This window comes from Monashia sp. HAY1-11D (assembly GCF_056868035.1).
In genome coordinates this window covers 3127298-3145579 of the sequence record NZ_CP200320.1, presented here as the reverse complement: position 1 = coordinate 3145579, position 18282 = coordinate 3127298, and the positions used below count along the sequence as shown (strand labels likewise).

Sequence of the window (18282 nt, the reverse complement as noted above, 5' to 3'; positions counted from 1 at the left end):
TCGTCCTCCGGCGTCGCGCCGGCGTCCCTGCGCCGTGGCGCTCGGTCTCACCGCCGGGCAGGGGCCGGCTTTCCCCGGGACGTGGGTCCCATGGCAAGGTAGCGTCTGGGCAGCGGCACCGTCACACCGAGGGTGCCCTGCACGCCGCGTGCCGCGGCACCCCGCCACAATGCGTCCAACACAGTGAGGTGACACGTGGTCCAGGCCTACATCCTGATCCAGACCGAGGTCGGCAAGGCCGCCAGCGTCGCGGAGCAGATCGCCGGCATCTCGGGGGTGACGCTCGCCGAGGACGTCACCGGTCCCTACGACGTCATCGCGCGCGTCGAGGCCCAGAACGTCGACGACCTCGGCCGGCTCGTCATCGCCAAGCTGCAGGACGTCCCCGGCATCACCCGGACGTTGACCTGCACCGTCGTGCACGTCTGAGGCCTGACGACCCTGAGCAGTCCCGTCCCGACGGCCCCGGCCACAGCGCCCACGGCGCCCACGGCGCCCACCGCGACCAGGACCGGCACCAGCACCGACCGCCCGACGGCGGCGCCTCGCGGCGCCGCCGTCGCGCTGTTCCTCGCCGGCCTGGCGGTGCTCGCGCTGACCGGGTGCAGCCGCCCGGTCGAGGTCGCACTCGCCCCCCAGGCCTCCGCACCGGTGTGCCGCAACGCGACCTGGCCGCCGACGGTCAGCGGCCACGCCCGGGTCGGCACGTCCCCCGACGACAGGTCGGTCGCCGCCTGGGGTGACCCCGCGCTCATCGCGCGCTGCGGTCTGGACCCGCTCGGGCCGACGACCGACGAGTGCGTTTCCGTGGACGGCGTCGACTGGGTCGTCCGCCGCCTGTCCGACGGCTCGATGGCCACGACCTACGGCCGCGACCCGGCACTCGAGGTGCTCGCGCCGAACGCGTACGGGCCGGTGCCGCTCCTGCTGCCCGCCTTCGACGAGCTCGCCCGCTCGCTGCCCGCGACCGGACGCCGCTGCAGCTGAGCCGATTCAGCGCAGGCCGGTGCGGCGCTCCAGGGCGAGCGAGATGAGCTCGTCGATGAGGTCCGGGTAGGCCAGCCCGGAGGCCGCCCACATCCGCGGGTACATCGAGTGCGGTGTGAACCCCGGCATCGTGTTGATCTCGTTGATGACGACGTCGCCCGAGGGCGTGTAGAAGAAGTCGACGCGGGCCAGGCCCTCGCAGCCGGCGGCCTCGAAGGCGAGCACCGACATCTCGCGGACGCGCTCGGCCACCTCTGCCGGCACGTCGGCCGGGCACTCGAGCCGCACGTCGTCCTCGGCGAGGTACTTGGCCTCGAAGTCGTAGAAGGCGTGGTTGGCCACGACGACGGCCTCGCCGAGCTCGCTCGTGCGCGGGGCGTCGGTGCCGTGCCCGTCGAGGACGCCGCACTCGATCTCGCGGCCCACGACGGCGGCCTCGATGACGACCTTGGGGTCGTGCTCGCGCGCGGCCTCGACGGCCGCCCGCAGGTCCGACGCGTCATCGACCTTGGCGATGCCCATGCTCGACCCGGCGCGGGCCGGCTTGACGAAGACCGGCCAGCCGAGCTGCTCGACGCGGGACAGCGCCGCCTCGGGGTCGCGGTTCCACTCGCGGTCGGTGATGACGACGTACGGGCCGACCTTGAGACCGGCGGCCTCGAAGACGACCTTCATCATCGCCTTGTCCATCATGACGGCCGAGGCCGTGACACCCGAGCCGACGTATCGCACGTCCGCGAGGTCGAGCAGCCCCTGGATCGTGCCGTCCTCGCCGAACGGGCCGTGCAGGAGCGGGAACACGACGTCGACGTCCCCGAGGGCGCGCGGCGGGCTGCCGGGCTCGAGCACCGTCAGCGAGCGGTCCCCGGTGCTGAGCGGCACGACGACCGACGCGCCGTGCCCGTCGACCTCGGGCGTCTGCCCCGGCAGGAGGCGCAGCGGCTCCGGGTCGTCGTCGACGAGCACCCAGTGGCCGTCGCGGGCGATGCCGACGGGCACGACCTCGTACCTGTCGCGGTCGATGGAGCGCAGGACGCTGGCCGCCGTCGAGCAGGAGACGGCGTGCTCGGAGGAGCGGCCTCCGAAGACGATGGCGACGCGCGGGCGGCGGCTGTCCTGGGCGGGCTGGGGCTGGTCCGTGGTCATCAGACGAGACTCTATCCCGACCTCCGGGACCCCCTCGTACGCTGAGGCATGGCCACCGAGGCGCATCCGGACCCCCACGTCGACACCTACCTCGTCGCCGCCGGCAGACCGCCGCGCGAGGGCGGCGCCTCGCCCAACCCGGCCGTCGAGCTGACCTCGACGTACGTCGCCGACGGGCCGGTCGGCTACGCGCGCTTCAGCAACCCGACGTGGACCGCGTTCGAGGAGGCCCTCGGCGGGCTCGAGGGCGGCCGCGCGCTCGTGCACGCGTCCGGGATGGGCGCCGTCGCCGCCGCGCTGTCGCTCGTCCCGGCCACCGGCACGGTGCTCGCGCCGGACCAGACGTACAACGGCACCGTCGACCTGCTCGACGCGTTCGAGAAGGCGGGCGGCACCGTCGTGCGCGTGCACGCCACGGACACCGCCGGTTTCCTCGACGCGCTCCCATCAGCCGACCTCCTGTGGCTCGAGTCGCCGACGAACCCGCTGCTCGACGTCACGGAGCTCGACGTCGTCCTCGGCCGGGCCCGAGAGCTCGGTGTGACGAGCGTCGTCGACAACACCTTGCCGACGCCGCTGCTGTGCCGGCCGCTCGGGCTGGGCGCGGACGTCGTCGTGCACTCGGTCACCAAGTACCTGTCCGGCCACAGCGACGTCGTCCTCGGTGCGACGGTGGTGGCCGACACCGAGCGCGGGCGTTCGATCGGCGAGCGCCTGCTGCGGCACCGTACGCTGCACGGTGCCGTCGCCGGGCCCCTCGAGGTCTTTCTCGCGCTTCGCGGCCTGCGGACCCTCGCGCTGCGCTTCGAGCGTGCCTGCACGAACGCTGCCGACCTCGCCACGCGGCTCGCGACCCACCCGTCGGTGACGCGGGTCCGCTACCCGGGTTCGGGCGCCATCGTCTCGATCGAGGTGGCCGGTGACGTCGCCGCGGCCGAGCGGGTGTGCGAGGCGACGCGGCTGTGGCTGCACTCGACGAGCCTCGGCGGCGTCGAGTCGCAGGTCGAGCGCCGCCGGCGCCACCCGTCCGAGCCGACGTCGGTCCCCGAGACCCTGCTGCGGCTCTCGGTCGGGATCGAGCACGTCGAGGACCTCTGGGCCGACCTCGACCAGGCGCTGCGCACCGCCTGACGACGCCGGCCCTGGGGCCCCGGGGCCCCCCGCGAGCTCAGTGCTTCTCGGCCTTGAGGTCGCGCGACATGAGGCGCGGGCCGACCTCGCTGGCCGGGTGGCCGTCTCGGATGACCGCGACGACCTGCTCGCAGATCGGCATGTCGACGTCGTGCTCGCGGGCGAGGGTGAGGATCGACTCGCACGACTTGACCCCCTCGGTCGTCGTGCGCATCTCGGCGGTGGCCTCCTCGACGCTCATGCCCCGTCCGAGACGGACGCCGAAGGAGTGGTTGCGCGACAGCGGCGACATGCACGTCGCGATGAGGTCGCCGACACCGGCCAGGCCCATGAAGGTCTGCGGGTGGGCGCCGAGGGCCAGGCCCAGCCGCGTGGTCTCGGCCAGCCCCCGGGTGATGATCGTGGCCTTGGTGTTGTCGCCGAAGCCCAGACCCTCGGCCATGCCGGACGCCAGGGCCACGACGTTCTTCGTCGCGCCGCAGACCTCTGCCCCGATGACGTCGGTGTCGGTGTACGGCCGGAACCACGAGGTGGCGCACGCCGACGCGACGACTCGGCGGTGCCCATGTCGCTGCACGCGACGACGCCGGCCGCCGGCTGTCGCAGGGCGATCTCGGGCGCGAGGTTGGGACCGGAGACGACGACGATGCGGTCCTCACCGACCCCGGCCTCCGCGATCACCTGGCTCATCCGCATCGTCGTGCCGAGCTCGACACCCTTCATCAGCGACACGACGGGCGCCCGGGCCGGCAGGGCGGCGCCCCACTGCGCGAGGTTGCCGCGCAACGTCTGGGAGGGCACGGCCAGCACGACGACGTCGGCGCCGTCGAGGGCCTCGGTGGCGTCGACGGTGGCGCGAACGGTCGGCGGCAGCCGCAGCTCGGGCAGGTACTCGGCGTTGCGGCCGGCGTTGATGCCGGCGACGAGCTCGGCGCGCCGCGCCCACATCCGCACCTCGCAGCCCGCGTCGGCGAGGATCGCGGCGAACGCGGTGCCCCAGTTGCCGCTGCCCATGACGGCGACGCGGGTCACGACGGTTCCTCCTCGACGCTCCCCGACCGGCCGGACGGGCTCGGGCCGCCGACGTCGTCGCCGCGGTGCGGGTCCCCGTACTCGGTGAGGCCGTGGCGGCGCGGGTCGAAGCGTTCGTGCGGCGACCGCTCACCGCGGATCTCCTCGAGCAGCTCGGTGATGCTGTCCATGAGCCGGTCGGTGGCCTCGCGCAGCGTCCGCGTGTCGAGCGGCCGGTCGTAGAGGTCGGACAGGTCGACGGGCGGCCCGGCGATGACGTGCATCGTCTTGCGCGGGAAGAGCGACGGTCGGTGGGCGTAGGGCGGCAGGATCTCCTGGGCGCCCCACTGCGCCACGGGGATCAGCGGGCAGCGGGTCTCGAGCGCCACCCGCGCGGCACCGGTCTTGCCGCGCATCGGCCACAGGTCGGGATCGCGGGTGATCGTGCCCTCGGGGAAGATGCCGAGCGCCTTGCCGGCCCGGACGCCGTCCACGGCGGCGCGGTAGGCGTCGGTGGCGGCGACGGAGTTGCGGTAGACGGGGATCTGCCCGGAACGGCGCAGGATCATGCCGACGACCGGGATGTCGAAGAGGCTGTCCTTGGCCAGGAAGTAGGTCTCGCGACCGTTGTCGAAGAGGAAGTGCGCGAACGGCAGCGGGTCGGCGTAGGAGATGTGGTTTGGGGAGACGACGAACCCGCCCTGCCGGGGGATGTTCTCGACGCCGCGCCAGTCCCGTCTCGTCAGCAGCAGCAGCGGCCGGCGCAGGAGCAGGGCGGCGAGGCGATAGGCCCACGGCAGCCGCCTCGGTCGGGCACCCGTCACGTCGTCACGTCCTCCTCGTCGTGCCCGCCCCTCGGCGTGGCTGGGCTTCATCTTGTCCACCTCGCGGCGCGGTGTCGAGCGGCCTCGCGGCGAGTGGGACGATGGGCGTCAGCATGACAACTGCCCCGGACGCCTCGACAGCCGCCCCCGCCACGGGGCCCTGGCGGGTCGTCGTCCCCGTCAAGGACCCCCGGCACGGCAAGTCCCGGCTCGCCCGCGCCGTCGGGGCCGATCGCGAGACGCTGAGCCGTGCCATCGCGGCGGACACCCTCGAGGCGGTCGTCGCCGCAGTGGGGGCCGGGTCGGTCGTGCTCGTCACCACCGACCCGGCCCTCCGCGCGACGTGGGCCCTCCGCGGCGTCCTCGTCGTCGAGGACCCGGGCAGCGGGCTCAACGACGCCGTGGCCGTGGGCGTCCGGGCCGCGAACGACCCGCGCGACGGGCAGGAGGACGACGTAGCCGCCGACGGGGCGGCCCGGGTCGGTGTGCTCCTCGGTGACCTGCCGGCGCTCGACGCCGCCTCGCTGCGGGCCGCCCTCGAGGTGGCCGCCCACCACGACGACGCGTTCGTGCCCGACGTCGACGGCACGGGCACGGTGCTGCGCACGGGCCGCCGCTTCACACCGCGGTTCGGCGTCGGCAGCGCCGCGCGGCACGAGGCCGACGGCGCCGTGCGGCTCGATCTCGACCTCCCGCGCCTGCGCACCGACGTCGACGACGCGTCGGGACTGGCCGCCGCCCGCCGGCTGGGGCCGGGGCCCGCGACACGGGCGGTGCTCGAGCACCGCGGATCTGCTTGGATCAGGACCATGCAGGCCACGGTGCACCGCTACGACCCCGAGACACGCACGGGCAGCGTGCTGCGCGACGACGGGCGCGAGCTGGTCTTCGGCGCGCCCGCCTTGGAGTCGAGCGGCCTGCGCCTGCTGCGGGTCGGCCAGCGCCTCACGGTCGACGTCGTCGACGACGTCGTCGTCGCCCTGCGCATCGTCGGCATCGGCCCGGGCGAGCGCATCCGCTGACGCCCCGCACCGCGCCCGCTTGGTCGTGGCACGCACGAGGGCCCGGCCGTCCGGCAGGGCCCTCGTCGTCCGTCACGGTCCGCACGCGACCGGGAACCACCCGGCCGGCCCGGACCACGCCTCAGCGAGCGCTCTTGCGCGCCGTCGCCTTCGCCGTCGTCTTCTTGGCCGTGGACGTCGCCTTCTTCGCGGCGGACCTGGCCGGGGTGGCCGCCTTGGTCGTCGTCTTCTTCGTCGCGGACTTGGCCGGAGCAGCCTTGCTGGCGGTGCTCTTCCTGGCCGTGGACGCCGTCTTCTTCGCTGCCGACGCGGCCGTGCCGGCGGCCTTGGTCGTGGTCTTCTTCGCCGCGGACTTGGCCGGAGCAGCCTTGCTGGCGGTGCTCTTCTTCGCCGTGGACGCCGTCTTCTTCGCTGCGGACGCGGCCGTGCCGGCGGCCTTGGTCGCCGTCTTCTTCGCCGCGGACCTGGCCGGAGCGGCCTTGCTGGCCGTGGCCTTCTTGGCCGTGGACGCCGTCTTCTTCGCCGCGCTCTTGGTCGCCGGCGCCGACACCGAGCTGCCCGCTGTGGCGCGCGCCGCCGCGGACTCGGTGCGCGAGACCTTCTTGGCGCCCGAGACGATCTCCTTGAAGTTCGTGCCCGACCGGAACTTGGGGACGCGAGTCTTCTTGATGCGCACCGTCTCACCGGTCTTGGGGTTGCGCCCCGTGCGGGCCGCGCGGTCGGCTCGCTCGAAGGTGCCGAAGCCGGTGATCCCGACCTTGTTGCCCTTGGCCACCTCGCGGATGACGACGTCGAGGAAGGCCTCGAGGGCGTCGGAGGCCTGCTTCTTGCTGCCGAGCTTCTTCTCCAGCGCGTCGACCAGTTCTGCCTTGTTCACGTCTTCCCCTCCAGAGGACTGTCGGTGTCAGGCGACCCGACGTGGGCATCCGGAACCAGTCCGGCTACGAGATGACGTTAGGCCTGTCGAGCGGGTTCGTCCATCACCCCACCCGGGCTTTTCGTTGTGTCGCAACGACTTTGACGCCCCGGGAACCGCCGCCCGGCCCGCCCGGAGCCCCGCGGCCAGCAGATGGTTGGCTGGAGAAAAGGAGACGGATCCCGCTGTGTCACAGCGGGATCCGTCACCGTCAGCAGGTCCGGTGACCTGCCTCTGGCCGGGGTCTCAGGCCGGGGTGGTGACCGGCTTGTGGCTCGGCCGGCGCTTCTCGAATTCGGACACCTCGTCCTCGTGTCGGAGCGTCAGGCCGATGTCGTCGAGCCCCTCGAGCAGCCGCCAGCGGGTGTAGTCGTCGATGTCGAAGGCGGCCACGATCTCGCCGGCCCGGACGGTCCGGGCCACGAGGTCGACCTCGACCTCGGAACCCGGGTTGTTCTCCAGGTGCTTCCAGATCAGCTCGACGTCGTCCTGGGCGACGACGGCCGTGACGAGTCCCTGCTTGCCGCTGTTCCCGCGGAAGATGTCGGCGAACCGGGAGCTGACCACGACGCGGAAGCCGTAGTCCATGAGGGCCCAGACGGCGTGCTCACGGCTCGACCCGGTGCCGAAGTCGGGCCCGGCCACGAGCACCGAACCACCCGCGTACACCGGGTTGTTGAGGACGAAGGACTCGTCCTTGCGCCACGCGGCGAAGAGGCCGTCCTCGAACCCGGTGCGCGTGACGCGCTTGAGGTACTCGGCCGGGATGATCTGGTCGGTGTCGACGTTGCTGCGCCGCAGCGGAACGCCGACGCCGGTGTGGGTCTCGAACTTCTCCATGGCTCAGGCCTCCCCGGTGGTGCTGGACGCGACGGCGGACGCGGCCACCGGCTCGCGGACCGAGCCGAGGTCGGACGGGCTCGACAGCGTCCCGCGCACGGCGGTGGCCGCCGCGACGAGCGGGCTGACGAGGTGGGTACGACCGCCCTTGCCCTGGCGTCCCTCGAAGTTGCGGTTGGACGTCGACGCGCTGCGCTCCCCCGGCGAGAGGGTGTCGGGGTTCATGCCGAGGCACATGGAGCAGCCGGGCAGGCGCCACTCGGCGCCGGCCTCGGTGAAGACGGCGTCGAGCCCCTCGGCCTCGGCCTGCAGCCGCACCTTGGCCGAGCCGGGCACGACGAGCATCCGGACGCCGTCGGCCACGCGACGACCCTTGATGACGTCGGCGGCAGCGCGCAGGTCCTCGATGCGGCCGTTGGTGCACGAGCCGACGAAGACGGTGTCGACGCGGATGTCGCGCAGTGGCGTCCCGGGCTCGAGGCCCATGTACGCGAGCGCGTTCGAGGCGGCCAGGCGGTCGCTCTCGTCGGCGAAGGACTCGGGGTCGGGCACGGACTCGCCGAGCGGCAGGCCCTGGCCGGGGTTGGTGCCCCACGTGACGAACGGCGTCAGCGTCGCGGCGTGGATGTCGACCTCGGCGTCGAAGACGGCGTCGGCGTCGGTGCGCAGCGCTGTCCACTCGGCGACCGCGGCGTCCCAGTCCGCACCCTTGGGGGCGTGCGGGCGGCCCTGGAGGTAGTCGAACGTCGTCTGGTCCGGGGCGATCATGCCGGCGCGGGCACCGGCCTCGATCGACATGTTGCACACCGTCATCCGGGCCTCCATCGACAGCGCCTCGATGGCCTCGCCGCGGTACTCGATGACGTAGCCCTGGCCACCGCCGGTGCCGATCTTGGCGATCACGGCCAGGACGATGTCCTTGGCCGTGACCCCGTCGGGCAGCGTGCCGTCGACGTTGACGGCCAGGGTGCGGAACGGCTTGAGCGGCAGCGTCTGGGTGGCGAGGACGTGCTCGACCTCGGAGGTGCCGATGCCGAAGGCGAGCGCGCCGAACGCGCCGTGCGTCGAGGTGTGGCTGTCACCGCAGACGACGGTCATGCCCGGCTGCGTCAGGCCCAGCTGCGGGCCGACGACGTGGACGATGCCCTGGTCGGCGTCACCCATCGGGTAGAGCCGGACGCCGAACTCCTCGCAGTTGCGGCGCAGCGTCTCGACCTGGACCTTGGAGACGGGGTCGGTGATGGGGCCCGGCGTCGTCGGGACGTTGTGGTCCTCGGTCGCCAGGGTGAGGTCGGGGCGCCGGACGGGACGTCCGGCGAGCCGGAGACCGTCGAAGGCCTGGGGGCTGGTGACCTCGTGGAGCAGGTGCAGATCGATGTAGAGGAGGTCGGGCTCGCCCTCGGCGCGCCTGACGACGTGTGCGTCCCAGACCTTCTCGGCCAGTGTCCCTGCCATCTCATCCCTCCGCGCGACGTCTCTTGCTCCAGCGCGCGCGCCACCGAGGACCGGCTCGCGACGTCGCTGTTGCAAAAGCGTCGCTCTTTTGTGGGCGTTGTGGATTGACGTCTCAGTGCCTGAGACGTCAATATCAGTTCATGGACAACTCTTCTGGGGTCGGCGTCCTCGACAAGGCAGCCACGGTGCTGGGCGCCCTCGAGGCCGGTCCGGCCACGCTCGCTCAGCTCGTCGGCGCCACCGGCCTGGCGCGCCCGACGGCGCACCGCCTGGCCGTCGCCCTCGAGCACCACCGGCTCGTCTCGCGCGACATGCAGGGCCGCTTCGTCCTCGGCCCGCGGCTCGGCGAGCTCGCCTCCGCGGCGGGCGAGGACCGGCTCCTCGCTGCGGCCGGCCCCGTCCTGGGAGCCCTGCGCGACCACACGAACGAGAGCGCCCAGCTGTTCCGGCGGCAGGGCGACCAGCGCATCTGCGTCGCGGCCGCCGAGCGGCCGGTCGGCCTGCGCGACTCGATCCCCGTCGGCGCCACCCTGTCGATGCTCGCCGGATCGGCCGCCCAGGTGCTCCTCGCCTGGGAGGAGCCGGACCGGCTGCACCGTGGCCTGCAGGGCGCCGCGTTCACCGCCACGACGCTGTCGGCGGTGCGCCGCCGCGGCTGGGCGCAGAGCGTCGCCGAGCGCGAGGCCGGGGTCGCGTCGGTGTCCGCCCCGGTGCGCGGGCCCTCGGGCCGTGTCGTCGCCGCGGTGTCGATCTCCGGACCCATCGAGCGCCTGTCCCGCCAGCCGGGCCGGCTGCACGCCGCGACCGTCGTCGCCGGCGCGAACAAGCTGACCGAGGTGCTGCGCCGCCACCACGCGATGCAGCAGCAGCAACAGCAGCAGCAGAACGCCTGAGACGTCCGGGACCGGACTTTTCGCAACGGATCGGTCACGATCCGCGGCGAGCCGTCGACTCGGACAACCGCGCGGGGCCGTGGCACGTCACTCTCGGTGCAACCACCCAACGTCCTGGTCAGGGGTAACCATGCCGGCTCCCACCACGTCCGTTCGCCCGACGCGTCGCCGCGGGCCCGCTCGAGGCGGGTTCCGCACCCGTGGGGTGCTCGCCGGGGCGGTCTGCGTCGCCGTCGCCGCGCTGGCCGCCTGCACGCCGGACGACGGTGCGTCCACGGCCGCGACGCGCGTCTCCGTGACCCGAACGGCGTCCGACAGCACGGGCGGGGCGACGTCCGGGCCCACGACCCCGGCCACCCCGACGCCGGCCGGGACTGCGACCGCAGCCCCGACCACTCGCCCGACCACACCCCCGGCCGCTCCCCCGACCGCGACGCCGACCGCGACGCCGGTCCCGGCCCCGGTCGTCCTGCTGCGGCGCGGCGACTCCGGCACGAGGGTGCGCGCCCTCCAGGCCCGGCTGCGCCAGATCGGCTGGTTCTCCGGCGACGTGACGGACGGCTACGGCAGCCGCACCGAGGCCGCGGTGCGTGGCTTCCAGGCCAAGCGCGGGTTCGCCGCGACGGGCAGCCTCGACGAGACGACGTGGGACCGGCTCGTGGCGATGACGCGCCGGCCGACCGCCGACGAGCTGGCCAACGTCAAGCCGAAGCCGAAGCCGAAGCCCGACGCCGGCTCCGCCGACCTCGACCCGCGCTGCATGACCGGACGCGTCATGTGCATCAGCAAGACGACCCGGCACCTGACCTGGGTCGTCGACGGGGTGCCCCAGTACGGCTTCGACGTCCGCTTCGGCAGCGACGAGCTGCCCACCCGCGAGGGCGTCTTCACCGTCTACAAGAAGAAGAAGGACGTCATCTCGAACCTCTACCACACGCCGATGCCCTACTCGATGTTCTTCTCCGGAGGGCAGGCGGTGCACTACTCGTCGAACTTCGCGCGCCTCGGCTACGCCGGCGCCTCCCACGGCTGCGTCAACGTCCGCGACTGGAACGGCATCATCCGGCTCTACGACGAGTCACGGATCGGCGACCGGGTCGTCATCCACTGGTGACCCGCTCCTGACCCGCCCCGACGGGCGCGAGCGGCTGCCGACGTAGGCTGGCACGACCCGTTCCGAGTCGCAGGAGGCACCGTGCTCAAGGTTGGTTGGAAGGCGTCCGCGGAGCAGTTCGGGCCTCGTGACCTCGTCACGCTCGCCGTCCTGGCCGAGCAGCTCGGGCTCGACTCGGCGTTCATCTCCGACCACTTCCAGCCCTGGCGCCACCACGAGGGCCATGCCCCGTTCGCGATGTCGTGGCTCGCGGCCGCCGGCGAGCGCACCGAGCGCATCACGCTCGGCACGTCGGTGATGACCCCGACGTTCCGCTACAACCCCGCCGTCGTCGCGCAGGCCTTCGGCACGCTGGGCGCTCTCAACCCGGGACGCATCGTCCTGGGCATCGGCACCGGCGAGGCCCTCAACGAGGTGGCCGTCGGGGCGGCCGGGTCGCCGTGGCCGGAGTTCAAGGAGCGCTTCGCCCGGCTGCGCGAGTCGGTGCGGCTCATGCGACGCCTCTGGACCGAGGAGCGGGTCGACTTCGAGGGTGACTACTACCGGACCCGTGCAGCCACCGTCTACGACCGGCCGGAGGAGCCCATCCCGGTCTACGTCGCGGCGGGTGGCCCGCTCGTGGCCCGGTACGCCGGGCGCTCCGGCGACGGCTTCATCTGCACGTCGGGCAAGGGCCGCGAGCTCTACGAGGACCAGCTGATGCCGGCCGTCGACGAGGGCCTGGAGAAGTCCGGCCGCACCCGCGAGGACATCGACCGGATGATCGAGATCAAGCTCTCCTACGACCGCGACCCCGACCGGGCGCTCCACAACGTCCGGTTCTGGGCGCCGCTGTCGCTGACGGCCGAGCAGAAGCACGGCGTCGACGACCCGGTGGAGATGGAGCGCCTCGCGGACGAGCTGAGCGACGAGCAGGTCGCCAGGCGGTGGATCGTCACGAGCGACCCGCACGAGGCCGTCGACGCGGTACGCCAGTACGTCGACTGGGGGTTCGACCACGTCGTGTTCCACGCACCCGGTCACGACCAGGCCCGGTTCCTCGAGCAGTTCGCCGCCGACGTCCTTCCCGGGCTGCGCGAGCTCGCCTGACCTCGGCGATCCTGCCCTCCGGCACCGCGGCCGGGGCTAGGGTCCGGGCTGAGGGCCCGGCGGGAGCCGGACCGGCCGCACACGGGGAGGACGCGTGCCCGAGCCACAGAGCGTCGCCGGGGACGCCGGGGACACCGGGGACACCGGGGACACCGAGGACCGCGGACGCGTGCGCCTGCTCGCGCCGGCCCGCCGCGCCCCGTTCACGCTCTCGGTCGTCGCCCTGATGCTCGTGCTCGGCGTCGCCACGGGGACGCTGTGGTCGCCGCTGCGGGACCGGCCGCTGCTCGAGGGCGTCGCGTACGGTCTTCCGGCGCTCGAGGCGGGCCGGTGGTGGACGCCCGTGACCGGTGCGTTCTTCGCCCTGGTCCCTGCGCAGTACCTCCCCGTCGCCGGCGGCGCCCTGCTGCTGCTCGGATGGTCCGAGCTGAGGCTCGGGACGCGGTCCGTGGCGGTGTCGGCGGTGGCCGGTCACCTGGCGGGCGTCGTCGGCGCGTCGGTCGTCCTCTGGCCGCTGACGCACACGACCTGGACGTGGGCCCGGACGACCGGCGGCGTGCTCGACGCCGGGTTCAGCGCGGGCGCGCTCGGCGCGGTGGCCGCCGCGTCGGTGACGATGCGACCACCGTGGCGCGGTCGGCTGCGGGCCCTGCTGTGCCTCTACGCCGTCCTGTCCTTCCTCTACATCGGGCTGCTGTGGGATCTCGAGCACCTGCTCGCGGTCGGCACGGGGCTGCTGCTCGGACCCGGCCTCGTCGGTCGGCGCCCAGCGGGCCCCCACGTGCGTCTCACCCGACACGAGTGGCGCGTCCTGGCCTGGACGCTGTTCGTCGTGGCCGCCGCGGTCCGGGTCCTGCTCTACCTCGTGCCCTCGGACGGGCCGCTCGGGGCGAGCACCACCGACGCCGACGTCCTCAGCGTGCTCGTCGGTGCCGGGGTCTCACTCCTGCTGGCCGACGGCCTGCGGCAGGGGTCGCGACAGGTGTGGCACCTCGCGGCGTTGCTGGCGGGACTCGGGCTGCTCGCGGGCCTGGCCGTGCTCGTCGTCGAGGTGCTCGCACCGGACCGGCTCGGGCCGGGTGACGAGGTGGTGTCGGCCGTGCCCCAGGTGGTCGTCGACGTGCTCCTGTGGTCGCTGCAGCTGTGGGTCCTCCTCGCCGGACGCTCGGCCTTCCGGGCCCCCGGCCGACGCGGCCGGCTCACCGACCGGACGGGCGCCCGCGACGGGCGCGAGACCGCCATCGCGCTGCTCGAGCGCCACGGCGGCACGACGATGTCGTGGATGGGCACGTGGCCGGACAACGCCTGGTTCCTCATGCCCGCGCCGCGACCCGACCCCGCGCACCCGGGGGTGATCGGCTACCAGGCTCACCAGCTGCACCGCGGCGTGGCCGTGGCGCTCGGTGACCCCGTCGCGGCCGATGCGCGGACGCGCGCCCGGGTTCTCGCCGCGTTCGTCGACGAGCAGGAGTCCCACGGCCGACAGGCCTGCTTCTTCTCGGTCACCGACGAGGTGCGGGCCTGGGGCGCGGCGCACGGCTACCGGCACCTCACCGTCGCGGAGGAGGCCGTCATCGACCTGCCGGCCCTGCAGTTCACGGGTCGGCGCTGGCAGGACGTGCGCACCGCGCTCAACCGCGCCGCGCGCGAGGGGATCACCTACCGGGAGGGGCGCCTCGCCGACATGCCGCGCGGAGTCCTCGCGCAGGTGCGCGCGATCTCCGAGCTGTGGGTCGGCGACAAGGGCCTGCCCGAGATGGGTTTCACGCTCGGCGGCATCGACGAGGCGATGGACCCGCACGCCCTCGTCGGGCTCGCGGTCGATGCCGAGGGCACGGTGCACGGGGTCACGTCGTGGCTGCCCGTGCACGCCGGTGGCGGGGTCGTCCGCGGCCGGACGCTCGATGTCATGCGACGCCTGCCGGACGGGTTCAGGCCCGTGACCGAGTTCCTCGTCGCCAGCGCCTGCCTGTCGTTCAAGGCGGCCGGCCTCGAGGTGGTGTCGCTGTCCGGGGCGCCGCTCGCGCACACCGGCGCTGCAGGCACCGACGCGGCAGATCCCGGCGCGGCAGGTCCCGGCGCAGCGGCCGAACCCCTCGACCGGCTCCTCGGCGCGCTCGGCGAGGCCCTCGAGCCGCTCTACGGGTTCCGCTCCCTGGAGAGCTTCAAGCGGAAGTTCTCGCCGCGGGGCCAGGCCCTCCATCTCGTCTTCCGGGACGAGGCCGCCCTGCCGCGCATCGGGCTGGCCCTGACCTCGGCGTACCTGCCCGGGACCTCGATGCGGCAGCTGGCGCTGGCGGGCATCCGGGCCCGCCGCGACTGACCCGCGCGGCCGACCCGCGCGGCCGACCCGGGGCCGGGACGCAGGAGACCCCGGTCCTGGTGGACCGGGGTCTCTGTCGCTCCTTCGAGCATCACGTAGCCCCGACGGGATTCGAACCCGCGCTACCGCCTTGAGAGGGCGGCGTGCTAGGCCGCTACACAACGGGGCCGTGAGCGGTGCCGATCGCTCGGCACAGAGAACCTTACCGGTTGGCGAGGATTTCTCCGAATCGGCTCTCTTGGGAGAGAACCGGAGCTGGGGTACCAGGACTCGAACCTAGAATGACGGAACCAGAATCCGTAGTGTTGCCAATTACACCATACCCCAAGGGGTTTCACTCCCGAGCGCGCCTTGCGGCCTTCTGCGGTGGTGAACCGAGTGGAAATGTTACCGGTCGACCACCGAACCCCCAAATCGGGTCGCACGCAGGGCCCGGGCGACGACGTCGAGCCCCTGCACCGACACGACGTCGTCGGACGTGCCGGCCGCGGCCCGGTCGAGCCACACCGCACGCAGCCCCGCCCGGCGGGCGCCGATGACGTCCCAGGCGAGGCTGTCACCGATGCACACGGCGGCCTCCGGCTCGACACCGACGAGACGGCACGCCTCCCGGTACACGCGCGGGTCGGGCTTGCCGAACCCCAGCGTGTCGGTGGTGACGACGACGTCGAACCGCGCCGCGAGCCGAAGGGCCTCGAGCTTGACCCGCGTGGGCGCCGACGCAGAGTTGGTCAGCAGGGCCACGGGGAGCCCGACCTGCTCGGCGGCGGCCAGCAGCTCGGGCACGTCGGGAAAGAGCCGCTGGGCGTCGCGGAAGGCCGGGGCGTACGCGTCCTCGAAGACACCGTGCGCGTCGTCGGCCAGGTCGGCCCGGAAGGCGCGTGCCACCTCCGCGAGCCGACCAGAGCGCATGTCCTCGAAGGCGATCGCCCCGGAGGCGTACCGCGGGAACCAGCGCTCCGGGTCCGCGTAGTACCGCTCGGCCATGGCGACGTGGTCCCCGTCGCGCCCCGGCCAGAGCGCCCGGGCGGCGTGGGTGCCGGCGACGACCATCGCCCCGCGGGTGTCGACGATGGTGTCGTCGACGTCGAGCACGAGTGCCCGGGCGCCCTCGAGGACGGCGGCGACTGGCTCGATGACGCCGTCGTCGTCGCGGGGTGCGCTCGCGTCGGAGCCGCTCACGCCTCCTCCAGTCCCGAGACCGGGCCGAAGAGCGGCAGGGCCGCCTCGATGCCCTCGACGGTGACCTCGCCACCGTGACCGCCGCGACGCCACGTGTCCCGCTCGAGGCGCACGTGCTGGAGCCGCTCCCCCGAGTGCTCGAGCACCGAGGTGTGGGTGTCGCGGTAGCCGAGGCTGTAGGAGACGCCGAGCGAGGCCGCGTTGTCGACGACCGCCGACGAGATCGCGGCCCGGGCGCCGAGGAAGGTGAAGGCCAGCTCGAGGACCGCGCCCCGCATCTGCCGCCCGAAGCCGCAGCCGCGGGCCTCGCGCACGAGCCACGACGAGGAGTCGACGGTGCGGTCGGCCCGGTAGTCGGGCCCCTCGAGCCACTGCCCGCCGATGATGCGGTCCCCGCGGCGGACGACGAAGGGCAGCGCCCAGTCGTCCGGCGACCACATGCCGAAGGCACGCCAGTACCCCTGGGCGACGACGGCCCGGCGGTTGGCGGGCAGGTCGAGGCCGGCGTACGTGGTCGCGTGCGGGTTGAGCTCGAGGTCCGGCGGCAGGACGGCGCAGACCTCGGGCAGGTCGGCCTCGGTCATGACCCGCAGGTCGAGGTCGGCCGTGCCGAGACGGATGCCGTGCAGCGGCCAGATGCGCTCGAGCACCGGGCCCTCAGAGCGCGTCGCGCAGCGCCCGGAGGCGGCCCAGGGTCGAGGTCTTGCCGAGGATCTCCATCGACTCGAACAACGGCGGCGAGATGCGCTGGCCCGACACCGCGGTGCGCAGCGGGCCGAAGGCGAACCGCGGCTTGATGCCGAGACCGTCCACGATCGCCTCGCGCAGGGCGGCCTCGATCACGGCGGCGCTCCACGCGCTGTCGGTCCCGAGGACGCCGGGGCCGTGGTCGTCGATGTCACCGAGCACCCGCAGGGCGGCGTCGAGCACCTGGGGCGCGTCGTCCTTGAGCTGGGCCCGGGCGTCCTCGGCGACCTCGAGCTGGTCGTCCGCGACGAAGAAGGGAGCGACGAGGGCCGGCGCCTCGGTGAGCAGCGCCATCCGCGGCTGGATCAGCGCGGCCACAGCCTTGAGGCGGCCCAGCTCCCCGAGGGACTGCGTCTCGCCGAGGATGCCGGCCTCCACGAGGTAGGGCAGCAGCCGCGAGGCGAAGTCACCGGTGTCCAGCTGCCGGATGTAGACACCGTTGAGCCACTCGAGCTTCTTGAGGTCGAAGATGGGCCCGATGGGGTTGACCTTGGCCCAGTCGAAGGTCCGGCTGAAGTCGTCGAAGGTGAAGACCTCAAGGTCGTTGCCGTCGGCGTCCTGCTGCGGCGGGTAGGCAAGCAGCGCAAGGAAGTTCACGAGCGCCTCGGGCAGGTAGCCCTGCTCGCGGAACCACGTGAGACGCGCCGCGGGGTTCTTGCGCTTGGAGATCTTCGACTTGTCCGTGTTGCGCAGCAGCGGCATGTGCGCGAAGGCCGGCGGCTCGAGGCCGAGCCACCGGTAGAGCAGGACGTGCTTGGGCGTCGAGGAGATCCACTCCTCACCGCGGACGACGTGCGTGATGCCCATCTCGTGGTCGTCGACGACGACGGCCAGGTGGTAGGTCGGGAAGCCGTCGGCCTTGAGGATGACCTGGTCGTCGGGACGGGGCGCCGACACCTTGCCACGGATGACGTCGTCGAAGACGAGCGGGACGTCGTCGGGGATGAGCATGCGCACCACCGGGGTCTCGGTGAAGCCGGGCAGCTCGGCGCGCTCCTCGCGCGTCTTGCCCACGCAGAGGCGGTCGTAGCCGGTGGGCTGCTTGGTCTTCTGCTGGACCTCGCGCATCTGGTCGAGCCGCTCCTTGGAGCACCAGCAGTAGTAGGCGTGCCCGTCCTCGACGAGCCTGTCGACGTAGGGGCGGTAGGTCTCGAGGCGCTCGCTCTGGCGGTACGGCGCGAACGGCCCGCCGACGTCGGGCCCCTCGTCCCAGTGCAGCCCGAGCCAGGCGAGGGTGTCGTACAGCTGGGCCTCGGAGTCCTCGCGGAAGCGGACGCGGTCGGTGTCCTCGACCCGCAGGACGAACTGGCCGCCCTGCTGGCGGGTGAAGGCGAGGTTGAACAGCGACATGTAGGCCGTGCCGACGTGCGGGTCGCCGGTCGGGCTCGGGGCGACTCGGGTGCGCACCGGTCCGCTGCCGTCGGAGGTCGACACGCGCTGCTGCGCCGGGTCCGTGGAGGGGCGCACCTCCACGGCGGGGGCGGAGGTCGCGGGGGTGGCCGACGTGGCCGACGAGGCTGGGGTGGTGGACGCGTCGGGGGTGCTGGTCGTGTCGCTCATGGTGGGGTCAGCCTAGTGGGCCCGTCACAGGGGCCCCGACGC

At 73.2% G+C, this 18282-nt stretch carries 16 protein-coding genes, 2 tRNA genes and 1 pseudogene; 8 read left to right on the top strand and 11 right to left on the bottom strand.

Annotation, left to right across the window (positions count from 1 at the left end; genetic code table 11):
• Positions 1-195: 195 nt before the first annotated feature.
• Together AC1VM9_RS14525 and AC1VM9_RS14520 are read left to right on the top strand one after the other, a co-directional pair.
• Complete coding sequence (locus AC1VM9_RS14525) at positions 196-429, top strand: Lrp/AsnC family transcriptional regulator (RefSeq protein WP_323096899.1); 234 nt, start codon at positions 196-198, stop codon at positions 427-429.
• Positions 430-585: 156 nt separating this feature from the next.
• Positions 586-987: a DUF3515 family protein gene (locus AC1VM9_RS14520; RefSeq protein WP_483123121.1), complete on the top strand. Its 402-nt coding sequence runs from the start codon at positions 586-588 to the stop codon at positions 985-987.
• 6 nt (positions 988-993) lie between these two features.
• On the opposite strand, the gene AC1VM9_RS14515 is transcribed toward AC1VM9_RS14520, so the two are convergent.
• Positions 994-2133, bottom strand: coding sequence for a D-alanine--D-alanine ligase family protein (locus tag AC1VM9_RS14515; RefSeq protein ID WP_483123119.1), 1140 nt, complete (start codon positions 2131-2133; stop codon positions 994-996).
• A 48-nt stretch (positions 2134-2181) separates the two neighbouring features.
• On the opposite strand from AC1VM9_RS14515, the gene AC1VM9_RS14510 reads away from it, so the two are divergent.
• The gene (locus AC1VM9_RS14510; protein ID WP_483123118.1) at positions 2182-3264 is read left to right on the top strand and encodes a trans-sulfuration enzyme family protein; all 1083 of its coding nucleotides are present in this window, start codon (positions 2182-2184) and stop codon (positions 3262-3264) included.
• Between the two features lie 37 nt (positions 3265-3301).
• Here AC1VM9_RS14510 and AC1VM9_RS14505 read toward each other — a convergent pair.
• Together AC1VM9_RS14505 and AC1VM9_RS14500 are read right to left on the bottom strand one after the other, a co-directional pair.
• Positions 3302-4296, bottom strand: a pseudogene (locus AC1VM9_RS14505) (NAD(P)H-dependent glycerol-3-phosphate dehydrogenase).
• A complete protein-coding gene (locus tag AC1VM9_RS14500; protein WP_483123116.1) occupies positions 4293-5150 on the bottom strand; it encodes a lysophospholipid acyltransferase family protein in 858 nt (285 codons plus the stop codon). The pseudogene AC1VM9_RS14505 and the gene AC1VM9_RS14500 overlap by 4 nt, the downstream one beginning before the upstream one ends.
• Before the next feature lie 62 nt (positions 5151-5212).
• Here AC1VM9_RS14500 and cofC point away from each other — a divergent pair, with 62 nt between their 5' ends.
• Positions 5213-6121 (top strand): 2-phospho-L-lactate guanylyltransferase, encoded by a 909-nt coding sequence (gene cofC, locus AC1VM9_RS14495; RefSeq protein WP_483123115.1) that lies wholly within the window; start codon positions 5213-5215, stop codon positions 6119-6121.
• A gap of 121 nt (positions 6122-6242) precedes the next feature.
• Here cofC and AC1VM9_RS14490 read toward each other — a convergent pair whose 3' ends face one another.
• The 3 genes from AC1VM9_RS14490 to leuC form a co-directional block, all read right to left on the bottom strand.
• Positions 6243-6998 (bottom strand): HU family DNA-binding protein, encoded by a 756-nt coding sequence (locus AC1VM9_RS14490; protein WP_481342654.1) that lies wholly within the window; start codon positions 6996-6998, stop codon positions 6243-6245.
• A 285-nt stretch (positions 6999-7283) separates the two neighbouring features.
• Complete coding sequence (gene leuD / locus AC1VM9_RS14485) at positions 7284-7877, bottom strand: 3-isopropylmalate dehydratase small subunit (protein ID WP_481342653.1); 594 nt, start codon at positions 7875-7877, stop codon at positions 7284-7286.
• 3 nt (positions 7878-7880) lie between these two features.
• On the bottom strand, positions 7881-9332 hold the full coding sequence (gene leuC / locus AC1VM9_RS14480) for a 3-isopropylmalate dehydratase large subunit (RefSeq protein WP_483123113.1): 1452 nt from the start codon (positions 9330-9332) through the stop codon (positions 7881-7883).
• 140 nt (positions 9333-9472) lie between these two features.
• Here leuC and AC1VM9_RS14475 point away from each other — a divergent pair, with 140 nt between their 5' ends.
• From AC1VM9_RS14475 to AC1VM9_RS14460, 4 genes are all read left to right on the top strand, one after another.
• Entirely contained in the window at positions 9473-10225 is a 753-nt protein-coding gene (locus AC1VM9_RS14475; protein WP_481345646.1) for an IclR family transcriptional regulator, read from the top strand.
• A 130-nt stretch (positions 10226-10355) separates the two neighbouring features.
• The gene (locus AC1VM9_RS14470) at positions 10356-11339 is read left to right on the top strand and encodes a L,D-transpeptidase family protein (RefSeq protein WP_483123112.1); all 984 of its coding nucleotides are present in this window, start codon (positions 10356-10358) and stop codon (positions 11337-11339) included.
• An 81-nt stretch (positions 11340-11420) separates the two neighbouring features.
• Positions 11421-12428, top strand: coding sequence for a glucose-6-phosphate dehydrogenase (coenzyme-F420) (gene fgd, locus AC1VM9_RS14465; protein WP_483123111.1), 1008 nt, complete (start codon positions 11421-11423; stop codon positions 12426-12428).
• A 94-nt stretch (positions 12429-12522) separates the two neighbouring features.
• Positions 12523-14751: a bifunctional lysylphosphatidylglycerol flippase/synthetase MprF gene (locus AC1VM9_RS14460; RefSeq protein ID WP_483123109.1), complete on the top strand. Its 2229-nt coding sequence runs from the start codon at positions 12523-12525 to the stop codon at positions 14749-14751.
• A gap of 96 nt (positions 14752-14847) precedes the next feature.
• On the opposite strand, the gene AC1VM9_RS14455 is transcribed toward AC1VM9_RS14460, so the two are convergent.
• The 5 genes from AC1VM9_RS14455 to gltX all read right to left on the bottom strand — a co-directional run bounded on the left by AC1VM9_RS14455 (position 14848) and on the right by gltX (position 18240).
• Positions 14848-14920 (bottom strand) — tRNA-Glu (locus tag AC1VM9_RS14455).
• 86 nt (positions 14921-15006) lie between these two features.
• Positions 15007-15078, bottom strand: a tRNA-Gln gene (locus AC1VM9_RS14450).
• A gap of 60 nt (positions 15079-15138) precedes the next feature.
• Positions 15139-15933 (bottom strand): HAD family hydrolase, encoded by a 795-nt coding sequence (locus tag AC1VM9_RS14445; RefSeq protein ID WP_483123108.1) that lies wholly within the window; start codon positions 15931-15933, stop codon positions 15139-15141.
• Positions 15930-16583: a GNAT family N-acetyltransferase gene (locus tag AC1VM9_RS14440; protein WP_483123107.1), complete on the bottom strand. Its 654-nt coding sequence runs from the start codon at positions 16581-16583 to the stop codon at positions 15930-15932. Before AC1VM9_RS14440 ends, AC1VM9_RS14445 begins: the two co-directional genes overlap by 4 nt.
• 7 nt (positions 16584-16590) lie before the next feature.
• On the bottom strand, positions 16591-18240 hold the full coding sequence (gene gltX / locus AC1VM9_RS14435) for a glutamate--tRNA ligase (RefSeq protein WP_483123106.1): 1650 nt from the start codon (positions 18238-18240) through the stop codon (positions 16591-16593).
• Positions 18241-18282 lie beyond the last annotated feature (42 nt).